Raw genomic sequence first — 18112 nt, forward strand, 5'->3', positions numbered from 1 at the left:
CCGGGATGGTCTCCGAGCGGAGACCATCCCTGAAGAAGTTCAATTAGCCCTTGCTGAGGGTGCATATACCCCCGATTGGTCGCCTGCTACGAGACAGTGGCGAAATTCATTGGGGCTAAACACGTACTTCTAATCTATTAGAAGAGGAGTCCTTCTCGCGACTGGACAGACAACAACAGTATGAGAGGTCCTCGGGCCGGGTACACCAGTCAGAAGCGTTCGTCCAGCCAATTCGTGGTATCTTTGCAGTCTCAGAAACCGGGCGATATCGGTCCCGATTTTATTTGGTTCGTTTTCGTTCCTGTGTCGGGTGGTCTGTGACGTACACTTTCGTATCGTCCGGAATGTCGTCGGTGACCCAGGAGTTCGCCCCAATGCTGACGTGGTCACCAACGCTGATGGCACCCAGAACTTTCGTGCCCGCGCCGATGACGACGTGGTCGCCGATATCCGGGTGTCGTTTGTAGCCCTTCTTTAATCTGTGTTCGTCGCTCTCGTCGGCCTCGAAGTGGAGCGCGCCAAGCGTCACGTCCTGATAGAGGCGGACCCACTCCCCGACAGTTGTGGTTTCGCCGATGACGACGCCAGTCCCGTGGTCGATGAAAAAGTGGTCGCCGATTTCAGCGCCGGGGTGGATGTCGATGCCGGTCTCAGTCTTGGCGTATTCGGTGAGTTCGCGAGCGTACTCGGAGGCTCCGGCCTCGTAGAGGGTGTGTGCGACCCGTTGTACGAGTATTGCCATGAACCCCGGATAGGACCGGATTATCTCCATATACGTCTTTGCCGCCGGATCACCTTTGAACGCGGCCTCCACGTCCTTTTTGAGTCGTGTGCGAACCGCCGGGAGCTGATCGATGACGGCGTCAACTGTTTCAGCCGGGTCCGACCCGGAGTAGGGTCTAATACCGGCAAAGAAGAGGCCGCCCAGGGTGTCGAGACGGTCCAGAACGGCGAGCTCGTCCCGGACCAGTTCAGCAGCGTTCCAACAGGTCGGGAAGAACAGTCGTTTGAGGATGTCGATTTCCGGTCTTCGGTGTTCCCGCCGCGGGAACTCCATCTGCGTCTGGGTCGGGAACGGCTCTTCATCGGCCCGGTACGCCGCGAAGAGTTTCTCGTGTGTGTCGCCCGTGTAACAGTAGTCCATATCGGATTGTTGGGCTGAAGCATCTTAGTTTTGAAACAATAGTTGTCTTTTCCGCTATATGTTGTGTTCTCGCTGACGCTGTAGAATTGAAAACGAGCAGCATCCCACACTGAGAGGTAGCTATTTGATACTGGCTTGTCATCGATTCTGTATGAACGGCGAGTGTTACTTCTGTCACGGCATCGTTTCAGCACCGGAAGAAGGCCACATCTGGCTGCGTGAGCACGACAGCCACGAGGTGTATATGCACGAACAGTGTGCCAGCGGTCACAACGTCATAGAGGGAGAACAGGACCCAGCAGGTGAACTCCTGATTACATGCCCGGAGTGTGGTGCGGTCGAAACGATATAACAGTCCACGCGGGTAGTCCTGCGAACGGGCCCTACGGAAGCCTAATATCGACGCCGGACTGGAGGCTGGCCGCTTTCACAGTGTTATACAGCAGCATCGCGATGGTGAGTGGTCCAACACCGCCGGGAACCGGGGTGATGGCGTCCGCTTTCTCTTTAGCGCTCTCGAAGTCCACGTCCCCGACGAGTTCGTACCCCTTCTCCGTGTCAGCATCAACCCGGTTGATGCCCACATCAATAACTGTCGTACCCGCCGAGAGCATCGACCCGTCTATCATCTCCGGAACCCCGGCGGCGGCAATCACGATGTCCGCGTTGCGAGTCTTGTCCGCAAGGTCATCAGTTCGGGAGTGGCAGACGGTCGTTGTCGCGTTCCCGCCCGGCCCGTACTGGATGAGCAAGTTTGCCATCGGTTTGCCGACGATGTCCGAGCGACCCACGACGACAACGTCTTTCCCCTCCGTCACAACACCAGTTTCGGCCAGCATTTTCTGTATTCCATGGGGGGTGCAGGGCTTGTATCGCGCGTTCCCCGCGACGAGTCGGCCGACGTTTTCGGGATGGAACCCGTCGACGTCTTTCATCGGGTCAATGCGCTCCAGTACGTCGCGCTTTGGCACGTGGTCGGGGACCGGCATCTGAACGAGGATTCCGTGGACCGCCGGGTCCGCGTTCAGTTCGTCGATGGTCGAGAACAGCGCCTCGGCCGACTCGTCTGCACTGATTTGATGATGAAACCCCTCAATGCCGATTTCATTACAGGCCCGCTGTTTCATCGAGACGTACGTTTCACTCGCGCCGTCGTCGCTCATCAGCACAGTCGCCAGCCCCGGTGTGACACCCTCGCTGACGAGCGTGTCCGTACACGCCGCGACGCCCTCCGTGATCTGGTCGCCGATTTCGTTCCCGTCGATTACTGTAGTCATTGTTGCTAGGTTTGCTGTCGGCCCCGAAGTCCCCAGTTAGATGTCCAGAGTGAGCAGACTGCTGCACGGTCAACTGCTGGGGTTGGCCAAGCGTTCGATGTTTCCCTCAAGCCCCGTCGGAATAGTGAGTGATGCGGAATAGTCCAGCCTTTGAAATGATATCGGCTATTCGTCCAGTGTTTAGCCGTAGTCAGTCGACAGTTCGGCAGTATTTCGGGCAGTAGGAGGGAGTACCGAAGGTTTTTGTCCTGACCCATGCTTGGTCTACACAACCACACCGGGAGGCAGGGCCTCTCGCTTAGGAGCAACTGCACTATGACTGAGATTCGATTCAGCACCGACAAAGAATCGTTCATCGAAACTGCGAGGGCAGCAGCGGACGGCACCCGTGTGCCGGTTGAGGCGCGCGTCACCGTTGCCGACCCGTTCGAAGCGTATCGCCGCGCCCGCGACGAGAACACAGACGGCTTCTATCTCGAAACGACCGGTGGGCAGTCGGGCTGGGGGTACTTCGGCATCGAGCCAATCGAGCGCGTCGAGGTGTCCGCAGGAGCGACACCCGCACAGGATGGCGGAAGTCCGAGTCTCGAAGCTATCGACGACCTACTCGACCGCGAACACCTAGAACGGGGCGACTGTACGGTTCCATACCCGTGTGGCGCGTTCGGGTGGCTTTCCTACGACGTAGCACGGGAACTGGAAGACATCCCAGAGACAACCGTTTCGGATGGCCTCCCACGGCTTCAGTTTGGCGTGTTCGACTGCATCGCCGCGTGGGAGGAGCCACACGACGGCGACGTCGAGATACATGTAACGGCTTGTCCCACCGTCGACGGGTCGCCTGAATCGGCATTCGAGCGTGGCCGGACGATGGCCCGAGAGCTAGCACAGGACGCCATCCACGGCGAGAAACACGTCCAGTCCCAGCCAACCGCTGCAAGTCAGGCCACGTTCGAAAGCGAGTGCGGCGAGGCAGCGTTCGCCGACCGCGTCCGACAAATAAAACAGTACGTCAGGGACGGCGACACGTTCCAGACAAACGTCTCACACCGGCTGACCGCCCCGGCGGCCGTCCACCCGGTCGACACCTTCGACGCCGTCCGTCGGGTGAATCCGGCTCCGTACTCAGCCCTGCTTGAGTTCCCCGGCGTCGACCTTGTCAGCGCCAGCCCGGAGCTGTTGCTGGACGTCGATGGCGACCAGTTGCTCACAGAGCCGATTGCCGGGACGCGGCCGCGCGGCGCGACGCCGTCCGAAGACGAGGAGCTTGAGGCAGACCTCTGTAGCGACGAGAAGGAGCGGGCTGAACACGCCATGCTGGTCGACCTCGAACGCAACGACCTCGGCAAGGTCAGCGAGTACGGGTCCGTCGATGTCGCCGAGTACCGCCGCGTCGACCGGTATTCCGAGGTGATGCACCTCGTTTCCCTCATCGAAGGGGAGTTGCGCGACGCGGTGAGCATCGCCGACGCGGTCGCAGCCGTGTTCCCCGGTGGGACCATCACCGGCGCGCCGAAGCCGCGGACGATGGAGATTATCGACGAGGTGGAGCGGACCCGACGAGGGCCCTACACCGGCAGTATCGGGATGTTCGGTTTCGACGATCGAGCGACGCTGAACATCACGATCAGGACGCTGGTTCACTACGACGGCGAGTACCGCCTCCGCGTCGGGAGCGGCATCGTACACGACTCCGTTCCAGAGGCGGAGTACAGGGAGACACTGGACAAGGCCCGGGCGCTCGTTACTGCCGTCGACGAGGCGCTCGGCGAACAGGGGTCGTTCGCCGTCGAATCCGAGACCGAACCGATGGAGGGGATGCGATGATACTCATTATCGACAACTACGATTCCTTCGCCTACAATCTGGTCCAGTACGTCGGCGAGTTCGACGATGTCACGGTCCGCCGGAACGACGCTATCGATGTTGAGGGCATCCATGAACTCGACCCGGACGGCATCGTCGTCTCGCCGGGGCCCGGGACGCCCGCAGAGGCCGGCGTGTCCATCGACGTGTTCGCCGAGACAGAGTACCCGGCGCTTGGCGTCTGTCTGGGCCACCAGGCGCTCTGTGCGGCCCACGGGACTCCTGTCGGCCACGCGCCGAGCGTGGTTCACGGGAAGCCCTCGGAGGTCCGCCACGATGGAACGAGGCTATACGACGGCGTCGACGACCCGTTTGAGGTCGGGCGGTATCACTCGTTGGCCGTCAAGGCATCGGAACTCCCAGACACGCTTTCGGAAACGGCCCACACGAACGACGAGCAGGGCATCGTGATGGGCGTCCAGCACGCCGAAAAACCGCACATCGGCGTCCAGTTCCATCCGGAGAGCATCCTCACTGACGCCGGGAAACAGATCGTCGAGAACTTCTGTACCGGAATCGCCAAGGCCTAAAATCACAGCACCCGCGCCGTCTATTTCTTTTCAGGTGGGTCGACGTCGTGGTGTGTCTGAATGTCCGGCAGTTTCCTGACGGCGCGTCGGAAGAGGGAGGTGTGGCCCTGCTCGTCCCGGTACCAAGTCACGGTCAGCCCGCCGACCGCCACAAGTGATATTACGGCGAACGGGCCGCCAGTCAGGACGGCCAGGGCCTGAAGCGTCTCAGCACCACCGAGAAGCAACACCGAAACAGCGACTGAACCCTGAAAAATACCCCAGAAGACGATATGCGTCGCCGACGGTGCCATCCCCCGTCGCGTTGCCAGAACAGAGACGACGAGCGTCGAGGTGTCCGCCGACGTGGCCATGAACACGATGATGAGCGCGAGAAACAGGAACATCAGAAGCTGTCCAAGCGGTAATGACGCGAACAGCGGGAAGCCGGCGACCGCCTCCGAACCGCCACGTTGTGCGATCGCGGCGAGAATATCGGCCTGCCCCGTCTGCTGGATGAACAGCGACGTACCACCGAGCAGTAGGAACCAGACCATCGTCGCCGTCGAGGTCGCGACGACGCTCGTGAACACGACAGTCCTGACCCGGCGACCGCGAGAGAGTGCGGCGATGAACAGCCCTGCGAAGGGTGCCCAGGAAAACCACCACAACCAGTTCCAGACGGTCCACGCCGCGACCCACTGCCCGCCCGTGTGAAGACTCAACGGAACGAACTCCACCACGTAGGTCCCGAGTGCCTGCGTTCCTCGCTGGAGAATGAACAACCGTGGACCGACGGCGGCGATGAGAAGCGCGAACAGGCCAAACAAGACGATATTGAGGCCGGCGATGCGACGGATGCCACGGTGGATCCCAGTCGCGCTGGAGACAACAAATATCAGGGTCAAGCCGCCGACGAACAGGACCGGCCCGACCTCACCGGCTGCCACGTCCCACTGGTAATTGATCCCGGCGAGGAACTGCTCGCTCACGAGTGCGACCGAGGTGGCGATGCCCCCGATAGTGGCAAAAACGGCCAGCGTATCGACCAGTGTGGCCCAGGCCGAATCGAGCTCATCGACACCGAGCAAGGGGGCCAGCACTGTCGAGACCCGGAGCGGAGCGCCCCGCGTGAACGCGAAGTACGCTATCGGGACGCCGATGACAGCGTATGCGCACCAGGCCGAGACGCCCCAGTGAAAGAGGGTGTACACAAGCGCGCCGTTGACGGCGCCCGGCGACCCGGCTGCTGCCCCGATGTACGGCGGTGGCTGGTCGTAGTGAAACAGGGCCTCAGTGGGGCCCCAGAACACCAGTCCGGCCGCGATGCCGGCGGTGAAAACGAGCGTAAAGTATGTCGGATACGTGTAGCTTGGCTCCGTGTCCGGACCGCCGAGTTTGATTTCGCCCCAGGGCCCAAGCAACAGAAACAGACAGTAACAGACCGAAAGGAAGACCGCGGCGAGAAACAGCGGGCCGCCGCCGCGAAGGACTGTGACAGCAGCGGCGTCGACGGCACCCGTCGTCCGTGCAGGGAATGCGATCTGGAGCCCGAAGAACGCGGCGAACACGAGCACCGGGAACGCGAGGATGGCTGGCTCGTGCTGTGTGAGGAACTCTTTGATGGCCCGTCTGACCTTTGTCCGCCGGACGCGGAGCAGGACATCGGCCGCGGCCGGCGCAGTGGCGTCTTCGGAGTAGGGAAGGAGCGCGATGTAACAGAGTCCCGAACTGAAAAACACGAGCGCAATAGTCAGCCACGCCGGACCAGTCACGGCTTCGCCGACAAGCGTCGGAAAGAAGAACCCCGCGAGCACGAGCGCCCCGGATGCGGCACACAGTGGCACCAGTAGCCGGCCGACGATCTCCGAAATGCCACTGGCGTCCGAGGTGGCCATGCGTCAATATTCAGTATCGAATACATATATTACTATCCCACAGCGCGATGCAAGCCGGTCGACACCGTCGCTGGCGAGCGTCGGGACCGTTACTCTGTGGTGGCTCCGCTCTCCCCGTCATCCGCAACGATTCCGTCCAGTAGTGGTTCGCTCGACTCACGGCCCAGCACCGACTTTCCCAGAAGCCGTCCGCCGATAGAACGGGGGTTGATAACTTCGTCCGCCCCGACCGCGCGGAACTTCTCGACGTGTTTTTCGGCAGTCGCCGCTGCGACTGTGCGGATGTCAGGATTGACGTTCTTCGTCGCGATGACTGCAAGCACGTCGCGGGCATCGTCGTTACTCCCCACCACAACACCGCTTGCGGTCCCGACGCGTGCGTCCCTGAGGACATCCTCATCGGTGGGATCACCGGTGAGCAGATTCACGCCCTCGCCCTGCAGCGACGCGACCGTCTCCTCATCGGGGGTAACAACCACAACCTCCGTCTCGTCGCCCAGTTCCTCAAGCAGCGATGCCGTAACGTCTCCGTACCCAAGAACCACGACGTGGTCCTCGAGGAGTGTGAGTTCTGATGCTGTCATGACTCCGAACGCTGTCGCCATTCTGGATTCGATAGCGGGGCCAATGAGCGCGCCTACGGCGACGGTGAACGCGCCGGTTCCGAACAGGATGATAGAGAGCGAGAACCACCGTGCTTCCGCTGTCACAGGTGTGATATCGCCGTAACCAACCGTCGCGATTGTGACGACGACGTAGTACACGGCGTCGCCCCAACTGTCGAGTTCGAGGAACTGGCCTCGCAGTCCGTAGGCACCCACGGTCCCGTAGAGAACGACGCCAAAAATCGCCGACAGCGATGCGATCTGAATCGGCGAGAGGTCAAGAGACTGGTCGAACCGGTGACGGTTGCGGACCAGCAGCGGGTACGTGACCAGCGTTAGCAACAACAACGGGATATCAGTTGGCTGAAACGTGGTAAGCGGCAGTACTACCAGACCGAGAAGCACGACGGCCGCCACGCGCCACGCGAGTTGTTTGCGCCGCTGGAGCCCGACCGTCACGATGCCGAGGACGAACGCGAACAACACCCCACCGAACCTGACGAACGGTAGCGGAAGGTCGACGACGGCGGTCAGCGGGCCATTAAGTGCAAGCGACGCCTGACTCAGATTCGAAAGGCCGGTCACGAACGCCAGCAGCGCGACCGTCCCGGTCAGGACGACCGTCGGTTTTGCGCCGGATAGCTCGTCCCACTCCACGAACGGGACTCTGTCAGCCGGATAGAACACGTCCTCCAGCGTCCGGTCCGACGAGTCTTCTGGGACGTTAGCCATTAGCATACTTTTGTCGGAGTCAATATAAAAAACACGCGGCGAGCGGGCACCGAACTCAAGTCAGCGGGCCACATACGACCAAATCAATGCGTCGATTGCACGAGCATGGGTGTCGCCGTTCGCCAAGGACGCTTAGAGAGAGTTGGAGCCGACTCATCTGGAGAGCGGACAGATGAACGCTGCCGTCCTGTTCGGGCTCGGGACGATGATAGCCTGGGGGTTCTGGATAGCGTTTGGCAACGTCGCGTCAAGTACAATGGACCCGGAGACCGCGGCGTTCGTGTCCTACGCCGCTGCAACGGTCGTCACCGGGATATACGTCGTTGTCTCAGACGCATCGTTCGTCGTCACGAACCGGGGGATGATGTTTGCCGGTGCGGCGGGCGTCGCGGCGGCCGTCGGCGTGGTCTCGACGTTCGTCGGCGTGACTGTGGGGCCCACGTCGATCGTGTCCACCATCGGCGGGATGTACTTCATCACTGCCGCAGTCATCGGCGTTATCGCCTTCGGGGAGTCCATGACGTTGACGAAAGCCGCCGGCATCGGTCTGGCGCTGATAGCGATTGTCGTCATCAATCAGTGACTGGACACAACTGGTAAGCGCCTGAGAATGTTGTGCGAGCGTGACTCATCACGGCAGGGGTTTATGAGATGGGGGCAGGTACGGCCGGATATGAAGCGCGTAGTCAGCACCGACGAGGCACCGGCCGCGGTCGGCGCGTACAGTCAGGCAACGTCGAACGGCGACCTCCTCATCACCGCCGGACAGCTCCCGCTAACGACAGACGGCGAACTCCTCGACGGCGAGCCAGTCGCCGACCAGACGCGGCAGTGCCTTCACAATGTCGCGGCGATTCTGGAGTCAGAAGACCTCTCGCTGGACGACGTACTCAAGACAACCGTCTATCTCGACGACATCGACGACTTCGACTCGTTCAACGAGGCCTACAGCGAGTTTTTCGAATCGGAGCCACCGGCGCGGAGCGCCGTCGGCGTTGGTTCGGTCCCGAAAGGTGCAGCGGTCGAAATCGAAGCTATCGCGACCACCGAGTAGCGAGCGCGGCCGTTCCGTATCTTATCGCAACTCCATCTGTTCTGCTCGCTCTGCGGCGAGCGTCGTCAGTTCGTCGACGCTACTGTCCGAGCGGTCCGCGAGGACGCGAAGCACCATTCCGAGCTGTATGGCCGCTGCCTCGCGGAGTTCGGCCGCCTCCTCGGTGTCGTTACCGAAATAGTACTCGTGGCGGCCGTCCTCGTGGATAATGCCGGTGTACACCGAGCGCAGGTCGGCCTCGGTTATCGCGGCTGACGCCTCCGTCTTGACTTCCTCGAACCGTGGGTTCATGATTTCGATTGGGGGTAACGTCCCGCTGCCTCATTGTTTCAGCGGAACGACTCGGCCAGCGCTGTCCCATTATTGTGTAAGCAAGTGATATGTTGTGTGGGTCGATGACGCCACTGCAACCAGTGGTCCCGGGACCGCTCGGCTGGGGTTTTTAATCGTTCAACACGAGGCACAGAGTATGACACGGGAAACCACGGCCCTCGCTCATTCGACCGCCGTCCGGGTGTCGACGGACGGCCGGTCACAGAACGGGGACCGGGTCCTCTCCGCGGCGCGGACGACGGCGGACTCGACACCGGTCGTCAGGACAGGGCCAACGGGCATCACAGCAGCCACACCGCTAGTGATGGTTACACGTAGCGGACGGACAGCCTTCTACAGCGACCCGTCACCGGCGACCGTCCGTGACCTCATCGACGAACTGGAAGCGGGGACAGTACCGACAGCCGATGCGGACGCTGTCGTCGAGCACGACCCCGAAACGGCGTCGCTCCCCGCCCCGGAGCGCGGTCCGCTCTCAGTCGGCCGCCGCAACGTACTGGGCCCCTGTGGCTGGGTCGCCCCGCTTTCGCCGGCCGACTGGTCGTTCGTCTCGACCCAACGGACCGCCGACGTTGCAGCGGGAGCCGGGCTGCTGGGCCGCGGTCGCGGGGACGCCGCCGCTGACGAACCGGTCGCCGATACGTGGGAAACAGCCAGCGAAACCGACGGTGACCCAGTGGTCGTCTGTAACGCCAACGACGCCAGCGACCTCCCGACGGGCGACGACACGCTCCTGTCCGGCGCACCGATGGCAGTCCTCGACGGGATTGCGGCGGTCGCCGAGTACGTGGACGCTGGTGACGCTGTCGTCTATGTAAACGAGTCGCAGACGGACGTGCAAGCAGACCTCCGCGAGGCAATCGACGCAGCCGCCGACACCCTCCCTGTCGTTCCACAGTTGGTAGCCGGCCCGGACGAATTCCGCGCCGGCGAGCCCACGGCGGCGCTCGAAGCACTGGAAGGGGCCGACCGCATCGAGCCGCGGCTCCAGCCGCCATCACCGGCCAAACGGGGCCTGTACGGCCGCCCAACAGTCGTCCACACGCCGCGGACGTTTGCGCAAGTCCAGCAGGCCGTCGCCGACCCCGGTAGCGTCGACGCTGACGCGGCGGACCCCGGGACGCGAATCGTAGCGGTCGCCGGCGACGTTGCGGACTCGGCGACAGTCGAACTCAGGTCGAGCGCAAGCCTCGCAGCGGTTCGCAAGGCGGTCGAGATGGACGGGTCGTTCAAAATGGCCTGTGTTGGCGGCGTCCTCGGCGGTGTCACGCGCAGTCTTGATATGGCACCGACCGCACAGTCGCTCCGGGCTGCCGGGCTCGGAACCAATGGGGTCGTCGAACTGTTCGACACCGGTCGATGTACCGTTGAAACGGTTGGGAAGCGGGCGCGGTTCGCATCGATGGAGAACAGCGGCCGGTGTGTGCCCGGCCGTGAGGGAACGAAGCAGCTCGCTGAACTGCTGCGCGACATATACGACGGCTCGTTCGAGAACGACAAGATACGCGAATTGTCCCGGGTGATGCGCCAGTCGAGTAACTGTCAGACCGGCGCGCACGCGCCGCGGCCAGTGACCACAGCTATCGACGAGTTCGAGCCCGAGTTCCGCGCTCACACTGACGGACACTGTCCCAGCGGCACCTGTACGGAGAAGCTATGAGCACAGACAAATCGATTCCACGAGTTCCGGACCTACACGACCCACAGCCTGAGACGCCAGTCACTCACGAGTTCGAGACCGGCACCGCCAACGACCCCGACGTGGGAACCGACACAGACGACCCGACGACGCTTACCGTCGACGGCGAGCGGGTCACGGTCGCCCCGGGGTCGACCATCATCGACGCTCTGCAGGACCTCGACGACGATATCGTCAGTGTCGACCCCGGTGCGGAGGGCGTCGAAGACGACGCCGATGTTCCGGCCCTGTGTTACTACGACCGCGACGGGGACTGCAGCGACGAGGTCGGCCCGCGCAGCGAGTGTCGCACCTGCATGGTCGAGACCGAGGAACACGGTCTCGTCCCGTCGTGTTCGTTCCCCGCCGAAGACGGGCTGTCTGTGTCAACGGACACGCCCGACGCCGAGGAAGCCCGCAGCGTCAACCTCGACCTCGTCCTCTCAAACCACAACCTCCGGTGTACCACCTGCAACGGCAATGGGCGCTGTGAACTGCAGGACGCCGCCATCAGCGAGGGTGTCGACCACCCCCGCTACGGCGTTTTCGACGAGCGCGACCAGTACGAACCCATCGACGACACCTCCTCGTTCATCCAAATCGACCGGAATAAGTGTATCCTCTGTAACCGGTGTGTCGACGCCTGCAACGACGTGCAGGTCGAAGGCGTCCTCCGTATCGAAGGTCACGGCGAGGACACTCGCATCGGTTTCCAGTCCGACGCCGAGACGATGCACGACTCCGAATGTGTCTCCTGTGGCCACTGCGCTACCGTCTGCCCCACCGGCTCGCTGACCGAGAAGGGTATCGACGGCGCGGCGACGCTCCCGCTGCCGGGCTTTACACAGCGGAACTCGATCGGGAAGGTCATCGAACACGAGGACGCTGAGACCATCGATGATACTACCGCTCCCAACCGCGGGTTCGAGCCCGGCGACCCGAGAGCGGCGAAGAGCAAGCAAGGTCTCGCCAAATTCGCCTCGCAAGCAAAACGCCGGGCCGGCGACATCGCCAAGGACTACGGCAAGAAGGCGTTTCTCGCCGGCGAACACACCGCCGAGAGCATCGCGGCGAACACGATGCCCGAGGGCCGGCTGTTCGACATCGCCGACATAGTCAGCGACTACCGGCTCTCGAAAATCGACAAAGAGGAGACGACCTGCGGGTTCTGTGCCGTCGGCTGCCGGTTCGAGATGTGGGGCAAGGACGGCGACTCGCTCGGCGTCGTTCCGGTCGACGACCCCGACGACGCGCCCGCGAACAACTTTTCGACTTGCGTAAAAGGGAAGTTCGGCCACGAGTTCGCCAACAGCGAGCAACGGGTCACCGAACCGCTCATCCGCAACGAGGACGGCGACCTCGAACCGACGACCTGGGAGGAGGCACTCGACTATGTCGCCAAGCGCTTCACCGAGATTCAGGACGCCCACGGCATCGACTCGCTTGGCTGTCTCGCCTCTTCGAAGGGCAGCAACGAGGAGGCGTACCTCGTCCAGAAGTTCGCCCGGCAGGTCCTTGGCACGAAGAACATCGACAACTGCGCCCGGCTGTGTCACTCCTCGACAGTCGCCGCGCTCCAGCAGACGCTCGGCTACGGCGCGATGACCAACCGCATCAACGAGGATATCGGCGAGGCCGACGCCTACCTCATCAGCGGCTCCAACACCACGGAATCCCATCCGGTGCTCGCCACGCGCATCAAGCAGAACGTCCGGGAGGGGGCCGACCTCGTCGTGTTCGACCCGCGGAAAATCGGCATCGCCGAACACGCCGACCAGTACACCCGGACCAACCCCGGCTACGACGTGGCCTGGCTCAACGGCCTGATTCGGTACATCATCGAACACGACCTCCACGACGCGGACTTCATCGAACGCAACACGAGGAACTTCGAGGAAGTCAGGGAGAAAGTCCAGGCGTTCACGCCCGAGAAAGTCGAAGACCTGGCGGGCGTGTCGCCGGAAGAACTCGCCTCGGCGGCCGAGACACTCGCCGAGGCCGATAGCGTCGTCTTTGGCTGGGCGATGGGGATGACCCAGCAGAGCCACGGCACGGAGAACCTCATCGCGATGGCCGACCTCGCGCTCGTCCTCGGGCAGGTCGGCAAGCCGGGAGCCGGCCTCTCGCCGTTCCGCGGCCAGAACAACGTGCAGGGCGGCGGTGGCGACATGGGGACGCTTCCGGGGAGCTTGCCGGGCTATCAGAACCCAGCCGACGACGAGGTCGGCGAGAAGTTCGCCGACGCGTGGGGCGAGCGCCCGCCCAAGGAGCCCGGACTCAAAGTACCAGAGATGCTCGCCGAGGCTCACGCGGGGAACCTCCGCGGGATGTACGTCGTCGGCGAGAACCCGGCGCTCTCGGAACCCGATATCCAGCACGCCGCCGAGGCCCTAGAAGACCTAGAGTTCCTCGTCGTGCAGGACATCTTCATGACCGAAACGGCAGACTACGCCGACGTGGTGCTGCCGGCGGCCACCTCGCCGGAGAAACACGGTACGTTCACCAACACGGAGCGACGCATCCAGCGGGTTCGGCCCACGTCTGAGCCGCCGGGCAAGGCCCGCCAGGACTGGGAAATCACGCAAGCGCTGGCCCGTCGGCTGGGCTACGACTGGGACTACGACCACCCGCGGGAGGTCATGGACGAAATCAACTCGCTCGCGCCCATCTACGGCGGCGTCACGTACGACCGGCTCGAATCCGGCGAAGAACATGGCCTGCAGTGGCCTTGCTGGGACGAGGACCACGATGGCACGCCGTACCTCTATGACTACGACGAGGGGAACTTCAACTTCGAGGACGGGAAGGCCCGCTTCGTTCCTGCCGACGGCGGACACCCCGGCGAGATTCCCGACGAGGAGTTCCCGCTGACGCTTACCTCCGGGCGCGTGCTGTATCACTGGCACACAGGACAGATTACCCGCCGTGTCGAGGGGCTGATGAGCCACGTCGGCGAGAGCTTCGTCGAAGTACATCCCGAGACGGCCGAGAAGCTCGGCATCGCCGACGGCGAGTACGTCCGCGTCGAGTCCCGGCGGGGCGATATCGTCGTCAAGGCACGGGTCACCGACCGCGTCGGCCCGGGGACGCTGTTCATCCCGATGCACTTCGCGGCTGGTGCGGTCAACAAACTCACCGGCGAGACGTTCGACCCGACCGCCGGCATTCCTGAGTACAAAGTGTCGAGTGTTCGCGTGGAAGTGCTGGGCCCGGAGACGGACGAGACGGTGCTCCGGACGCCGGACGCCGGCGGAAAACAGATCCGGAAGCGAGGGACAGGCGACGACTGAGTCGGCACATCCGCTTTTGATCAGTATGCGGGATCGTGAATGGTATCGTGACCGCTTCAGACAATCACCGAATATACAGACATATTTGCGGACTATTTACCACTGCTCGTTAGCGTTGATAATTATTTAGCCCGCATTTACACAAGCGAGTTTTTCTTACTAAGAGAGTAGGTGTGAACTATGTTGAGAAGGAACCAGCTAGCGTGGTTTCAATAGCAGCTATCTGTGTTTTTCTTCACCGCTTACTCACGCGGTCCGACCGGCCGATCCGCGATTTCATCAAGGAGTTCGACGAGCGACTCCGTCGCCAGCTCCAGCAGCGTCTCCCCGCGTTCGGCGCTGCCCTCTCGCGGGTCGCCGACGACGCCGTTCTCGGTGAACTCGTCGGAATCGAACGCGAGGTTGACGCCGCTTTGCCACTCCCCCCAGCCGTCGCTGCCACCGTCCGCGGCCTCATCCAGCCGGTCTTCGTGGACAGCCTCCGGGTTCGTATGCTGGAGTAGCGAGGTTTCCAGCGGCCCACCATGGCCCATGTCGGCGCTGTGGTCGCCGACCGCGTTGAACCACGTGAACGGGACGGCAAAGGCCTCGTCGTGGCGGGCTATCGTACCCGACACTTCACGCAACGCGCCGATGTTGCCGCCGTGGCCGTTGACCAGCACCACGTGGTCCCAGCCGTGGCTGGCGAGGCTCCGGACGATGTCACGGACGTAGGACCGAAACGTCGACTCGGAGGTCCACAGCGTCCCTGAAAAGGCCCGATGCTCCTCGGCGACGCCGACGGGGACTGCCGGTGCGACGACGACGGGGTCGTCGTGGCGCTCAGCACCGTGTTCGGCGACCACTTCGGCGTCAAGTGTATCCGTTCCGAGCGGCGCGTGTGGCCCGTGTTGTTCCGTACTTCCGACGGGGAGCAGCGCAAGGTCCGTCTCGACCTCGGTCATATCAGTCCACGCCTCCGTCTCCAGTTCCATGGTCGCATCTCTGGTCGGGGCGAAATAAAGCCATTCGCTCAGCGGGTGTGACAGTCAAAGTGCTGGCTTGCGTTTCCAGTTGGCACCCGGACACGGCTTTAATACGTGTTGACACGTGTGTTGTGATAGCATGGCTACAGATAGCTCGGACTCGGTTCCAATGACGGTCATCAGCGGGCCACTCGGCGCGGGGAAGACAACACTGGTAAACAGGTTGTTAAGCGAGCCCGGAGGCAGGCGAATCGCCGTCGTCGTCAACGATATGGGGGAAATAAATGTTGACGCCGAGCTTCTCGCGGACGAGGCAGAGTCGGGAGAAGAGGGCGTCGTGGACCTCTCGAACGGGTGTATCTGTTGCCGACTGCAGGACGACCTCGTCACCGAGGTGACGCGACTTGCCGAGGAGCGGACGTTTGACTATCTCATCGTCGAAGCCTCCGGTATCAGCGAACCGATTCCCATCGCCAGAACGCTGACAGTCGGCCCAGACGGGGGCGACCCGCCCGACGGACTGCATCTAGATACAACGGTTTCAGTTGTCGACGCCTACGGATTCTGGAAGGCGTTCGACCCCGAGGAACCCCTTCCGGAGGCCGCCCCCGACCCCGAACGCCCGCTCACCGAGGTCCTGGTCGACCAGATAGAGTTCTGCGACGTACTCCTCCTGAACAAATGTGATATGGTCCCCGCGGACGCGCTGGACGCCGTAGAAGCCGCGGTTAAGGCGCTCCAACCTCGAGCAGCCATCCATCGAACCACGTACAGCGAAGTCGACCCTAGCGACGTACTCGGGACTGGACGCTTTAATTTTGAGGACGCCAAGCGACGACAGGGCTGGAAACAGGCGTTAGCCGGGGCAGAAGACCATGCCGACCACGAACACGACGACGAGATGTCGGCTGCAGCGGCACACGGCGTCGAGTCGCTCATCTATCGGCGAGACACGCCGTTTCACCCTGTTCGGTTCAATGACTGGCTCGACGACTGGGACGGTGCTATCGTCCGCGCGAAGGGATTTGCGTGGGTCGCCAGCAGGCCCGAGACGGTGCTGGGCGTGAGTCAGGCCGGCCCATCTGTTCAGGCGGGACCCATCGGGGAGTGGGGCAACGACGACCCGTCCACGCGGCTCGTCTTTATTGGACAGAAAATGGACGGAGATACACTCATCGCTGAACTTGACGGCTGTCTGGCTACGGACAAAGAGCGAACGGAGACGTTTGCCAGTGACCCGTTCCCGCGGGAAGGGTGAGTCAGGTTGCGCCGTAGCCCACTTCCTCGCGGAGTTCGTCCCACGACTCGTGGAACCCGTAGGTGGACTCGGAGTCGCCGTCCATCGCGGCCTGATAGACATCATCATAGGACAGTAGCTGCGTCCAGCCGTCGTGGAACCGGTAGCTACAGTACTGACACATAGCTGTCCATACCGGGTAGCAGGATGTATAGCTATCGCCGAAAAATGGGCTGGTGTTCTGGTGTCAGGGCTCCAGCAGGACCTTGGTGACACCTTCTTCTCTGTTGTCGAAGGCCTCGTACATCTCGGGAGCCTCTTCAAGCCCGACCCGGTGAGAGACGACCCAGCTAGGGTCGGCGCGACCCTCGACAATCAGGTCACGTAGTTCCCGGTTGTAGGACTTGACGTTACACTGGCCAGTCCCGAGCGCCTGCCCCTTCTCGAAGAGCAGTCCGAAGTCGATACCGAGGCGGCCCTGCGCGGCCATGTCGTCCGGCGCACCCGGGTCCTCTGGAACGTAAAGCCCTGGAATCCCCAGTTCGCCGGTCGGTTTCACCGTTCGGATGAGGTTGTTGATGACGACGGCCGGGTTCTCTCGCGCCGGGTCGTACGCGTCGTCAGCTTCCTTATCCGGGTCGATGGCCTGATAGCCGACAGCGTCTACGCCCTTGTCGACGCCACCGCCGTGTTGCGCTTTGATCTGCTCGACCGGATTGCCGTCCTCGAAGTTGATTGGCGTCGCGTCGCAGTGTTCTTCCGCGAGTTCGAGCCGGCTCGGAACGCGGTCTACGGAGTAAATCTCCGCTGCGCCCTTGATTTTCGCGCTGTAAGCGGCCATCAGCCCGACCGGACCGGCCCCGTAGATGGCGACGGAGTCGCCCGGTTCGAGGTTTGCGAGTTCTGTCCCGTGCCAGCCTGTCGGGAAGATGTCCGCCAGCAGCGAAAAGGCGTCCTCGTGCTCATCCCCATCCGGGAGTTTGAGCGCGTTGAAGTCTGCGTAGGGAATACGGAGCTTCTCGGCCTGCCCGCCCTTGTATGGCCCCATGGCGACGTACCCGTAGGCTCCGCCGGCGAAGCCAGGATTGACGTTCGTACAGAAGCCGGTGTATCCAGCCTCGCAGTTCTCACAGAAGCCACAGGCAACGTTGAACGGCGCAACGACGCGGTCGCCTTCCTCCAACGAGGAGACGGCTTCCCCGACTTCGGTGACGATGCCCATGTTCTCGTGTCCAAACACGATACCGGGTTCCGCTGCCGTCCGCCCCTCGTACATATGGAGGTCGGACCCACAGATGCACGACGTCGTGATGTCGATAAGTACGTCGTTCGGGTGCTCTATTTCTGGTTCATCGACTTCTTCGACAGCCACTTCTTTCGGTCCCTTATACACAACAGCGTTCATTGACATTGTCTAACACAACCATATACCACATAGAATAGCTGTCACTTATAACTAATTAACTATAATGAACAACCTAGAGACAGCTACTGGCAGAGCAGTCTGGGGCTGCTCCGCACCTG

Annotated in this window: 16 protein-coding genes; 8 read left to right on the top strand and 8 right to left on the bottom strand. The window is 62.2% G+C overall.

Annotated elements, in window-relative coordinates; genetic code table 11:
- Positions 1 to 280 precede the first annotated feature (280 nt).
- Positions 281 to 1144 (bottom strand): serine O-acetyltransferase EpsC, encoded by an 864-nt coding sequence (gene epsC, locus G9463_RS17850; protein WP_004965993.1) that lies wholly within the window; start codon positions 1142 to 1144, stop codon positions 281 to 283.
- A 151-nt stretch (positions 1145 to 1295) separates the two neighbouring features.
- Between epsC and G9463_RS17855 the strand changes: the two genes are divergently transcribed.
- Positions 1296 to 1496, top strand: coding sequence for a hypothetical protein (locus G9463_RS17855; RefSeq protein WP_004965994.1), 201 nt, complete (start codon positions 1296 to 1298; stop codon positions 1494 to 1496).
- 31 nt (positions 1497 to 1527) lie between these two features.
- On the opposite strand, the gene G9463_RS17860 is transcribed toward G9463_RS17855, so the two are convergent.
- Positions 1528 to 2421: a bifunctional methylenetetrahydrofolate dehydrogenase/methenyltetrahydrofolate cyclohydrolase gene (locus G9463_RS17860; RefSeq protein ID WP_007190563.1), complete on the bottom strand. Its 894-nt coding sequence runs from the start codon at positions 2419 to 2421 to the stop codon at positions 1528 to 1530.
- 315 nt (positions 2422 to 2736) lie between these two features.
- Here G9463_RS17860 and pabB point away from each other — a divergent pair, with 315 nt between their 5' ends.
- Both pabB and G9463_RS17870 read left to right on the top strand, forming a co-directional pair.
- On the top strand, positions 2737 to 4248 hold the full coding sequence (pabB, locus tag G9463_RS17865) for an aminodeoxychorismate synthase, component I (protein WP_165897427.1): 1512 nt from the start codon (positions 2737 to 2739) through the stop codon (positions 4246 to 4248).
- Complete coding sequence (locus G9463_RS17870) at positions 4245 to 4817, top strand: aminodeoxychorismate/anthranilate synthase component II (protein WP_007190565.1); 573 nt, start codon at positions 4245 to 4247, stop codon at positions 4815 to 4817. The genes pabB and G9463_RS17870 overlap by 4 nt, the downstream gene beginning before the upstream one ends.
- A 20-nt stretch (positions 4818 to 4837) precedes the next feature.
- Here the strand turns inward: G9463_RS17870 and G9463_RS17875 are convergent, their stop codons facing one another.
- Together G9463_RS17875 and G9463_RS17880 are read right to left on the bottom strand one after the other, a co-directional pair.
- On the bottom strand, positions 4838 to 6694 hold the full coding sequence (locus G9463_RS17875) for a BCCT family transporter (protein ID WP_165897428.1): 1857 nt from the start codon (positions 6692 to 6694) through the stop codon (positions 4838 to 4840).
- 89 nt (positions 6695 to 6783) lie between these two features.
- A complete protein-coding gene (locus G9463_RS17880) occupies positions 6784 to 8031 on the bottom strand; it encodes an NAD-binding protein (RefSeq protein ID WP_165897429.1) in 1248 nt (415 codons plus the stop codon).
- Between the two features lie 172 nt (positions 8032 to 8203).
- Between G9463_RS17880 and G9463_RS17885 the strand changes: the two genes are divergently transcribed.
- Positions 8204 to 8614 (top strand): EamA family transporter, encoded by a 411-nt coding sequence (locus tag G9463_RS17885; RefSeq protein WP_004966000.1) that lies wholly within the window; start codon positions 8204 to 8206, stop codon positions 8612 to 8614.
- Between the two features lie 90 nt (positions 8615 to 8704).
- Complete coding sequence (locus tag G9463_RS17890) at positions 8705 to 9085, top strand: Rid family detoxifying hydrolase (protein WP_004966001.1); 381 nt, start codon at positions 8705 to 8707, stop codon at positions 9083 to 9085.
- A 21-nt stretch (positions 9086 to 9106) separates the two neighbouring features.
- Here G9463_RS17890 and G9463_RS17895 read toward each other — a convergent pair whose 3' ends face one another.
- Positions 9107 to 9376, bottom strand: coding sequence for a hypothetical protein (locus G9463_RS17895; RefSeq protein ID WP_004966002.1), 270 nt, complete (start codon positions 9374 to 9376; stop codon positions 9107 to 9109).
- Between the two features lie 178 nt (positions 9377 to 9554).
- Between G9463_RS17895 and G9463_RS17900 the strand changes: the two genes are divergently transcribed.
- Both G9463_RS17900 and fdhF read left to right on the top strand, forming a co-directional pair.
- Positions 9555 to 11078, top strand: coding sequence for an NADH-ubiquinone oxidoreductase-F iron-sulfur binding region domain-containing protein (locus G9463_RS17900; RefSeq protein WP_165897430.1), 1524 nt, complete (start codon positions 9555 to 9557; stop codon positions 11076 to 11078).
- A complete protein-coding gene (fdhF, locus tag G9463_RS17905) occupies positions 11075 to 14386 on the top strand; it encodes a formate dehydrogenase subunit alpha (RefSeq protein ID WP_165897431.1) in 3312 nt (1103 codons plus the stop codon). The genes G9463_RS17900 and fdhF overlap by 4 nt, the downstream gene beginning before the upstream one ends.
- A 242-nt stretch (positions 14387 to 14628) precedes the next feature.
- Here fdhF and G9463_RS17910 read toward each other — a convergent pair whose 3' ends face one another.
- A complete protein-coding gene (locus G9463_RS17910) occupies positions 14629 to 15360 on the bottom strand; it encodes a creatininase family protein (RefSeq protein WP_165897432.1) in 732 nt (243 codons plus the stop codon).
- Between the two features lie 130 nt (positions 15361 to 15490).
- On the opposite strand from G9463_RS17910, the gene G9463_RS17915 reads away from it, so the two are divergent.
- On the top strand, positions 15491 to 16609 hold the full coding sequence (locus tag G9463_RS17915; protein ID WP_240150067.1) for a GTP-binding protein: 1119 nt from the start codon (positions 15491 to 15493) through the stop codon (positions 16607 to 16609).
- Between the two features lies 1 nt (position 16610).
- On the opposite strand, the gene G9463_RS17920 is transcribed toward G9463_RS17915, so the two are convergent.
- Together G9463_RS17920 and G9463_RS17925 are read right to left on the bottom strand one after the other, a co-directional pair.
- Positions 16611 to 16772 (bottom strand): hypothetical protein, encoded by a 162-nt coding sequence (locus tag G9463_RS17920; protein WP_165897433.1) that lies wholly within the window; start codon positions 16770 to 16772, stop codon positions 16611 to 16613.
- Positions 16773 to 16835: 63 nt separating this feature from the next.
- Positions 16836 to 17993, bottom strand: a complete 1158-nt coding sequence (locus G9463_RS17925) for a glutathione-independent formaldehyde dehydrogenase (protein ID WP_007190574.1) — start codon at positions 17991 to 17993, stop codon at positions 16836 to 16838.
- Positions 17994 to 18112 lie beyond the last annotated feature (119 nt).

It is taken from the genome of Haloarcula sp. JP-Z28, assembly GCF_011440255.1.
In the GTDB taxonomy this organism is placed as follows: Archaea; Halobacteriota; Halobacteria; order Halobacteriales; family Haloarculaceae; genus Haloarcula; species Haloarcula marismortui.

Bases quoted from the DNA above. Each gene is read 5' to 3' on its own strand.
- epsC (WP_004965993.1), bottom strand. From the start codon at position 1,144: ATGGACTACTGTTACACGGGCGACACACACGAGAAACTCTTCGCGGCG.
- G9463_RS17855 (WP_004965994.1), top strand. From the start codon at position 1,296: ATGAACGGCGAGTGTTACTTCTGTCACGGCATCGTTTCAGCACCGGAA.
- G9463_RS17860 (WP_007190563.1), bottom strand. From the start codon at position 2,421: ATGACTACAGTAATCGACGGGAACGAAATCGGCGACCAGATCACGGAG.
- pabB (WP_165897427.1), top strand. From the start codon at position 2,737: ATGACTGAGATTCGATTCAGCACCGACAAAGAATCGTTCATCGAAACT.
- G9463_RS17870 (WP_007190565.1), top strand. From the start codon at position 4,245: ATGATACTCATTATCGACAACTACGATTCCTTCGCCTACAATCTGGTC.
- G9463_RS17875 (WP_165897428.1), bottom strand. From the start codon at position 6,694: ATGGCCACCTCGGACGCCAGTGGCATTTCGGAGATCGTCGGCCGGCTA.
- G9463_RS17880 (WP_165897429.1), bottom strand. From the start codon at position 8,031: ATGGCTAACGTCCCAGAAGACTCGTCGGACCGGACGCTGGAGGACGTG.
- G9463_RS17885 (WP_004966000.1), top strand. From the start codon at position 8,204: ATGAACGCTGCCGTCCTGTTCGGGCTCGGGACGATGATAGCCTGGGGG.
- G9463_RS17890 (WP_004966001.1), top strand. From the start codon at position 8,705: ATGAAGCGCGTAGTCAGCACCGACGAGGCACCGGCCGCGGTCGGCGCG.
- G9463_RS17895 (WP_004966002.1), bottom strand. From the start codon at position 9,376: ATGAACCCACGGTTCGAGGAAGTCAAGACGGAGGCGTCAGCCGCGATA.
- G9463_RS17900 (WP_165897430.1), top strand. From the start codon at position 9,555: ATGACACGGGAAACCACGGCCCTCGCTCATTCGACCGCCGTCCGGGTG.
- fdhF (WP_165897431.1), top strand. From the start codon at position 11,075: ATGAGCACAGACAAATCGATTCCACGAGTTCCGGACCTACACGACCCA.
- G9463_RS17910 (WP_165897432.1), bottom strand. From the start codon at position 15,360: ATGGAACTGGAGACGGAGGCGTGGACTGATATGACCGAGGTCGAGACG.
- G9463_RS17915 (WP_240150067.1), top strand. From the start codon at position 15,491: ATGGCTACAGATAGCTCGGACTCGGTTCCAATGACGGTCATCAGCGGG.
- G9463_RS17920 (WP_165897433.1), bottom strand. From the start codon at position 16,772: ATGTGTCAGTACTGTAGCTACCGGTTCCACGACGGCTGGACGCAGCTA.
- G9463_RS17925 (WP_007190574.1), bottom strand. From the start codon at position 17,993: ATGAACGCTGTTGTGTATAAGGGACCGAAAGAAGTGGCTGTCGAAGAA.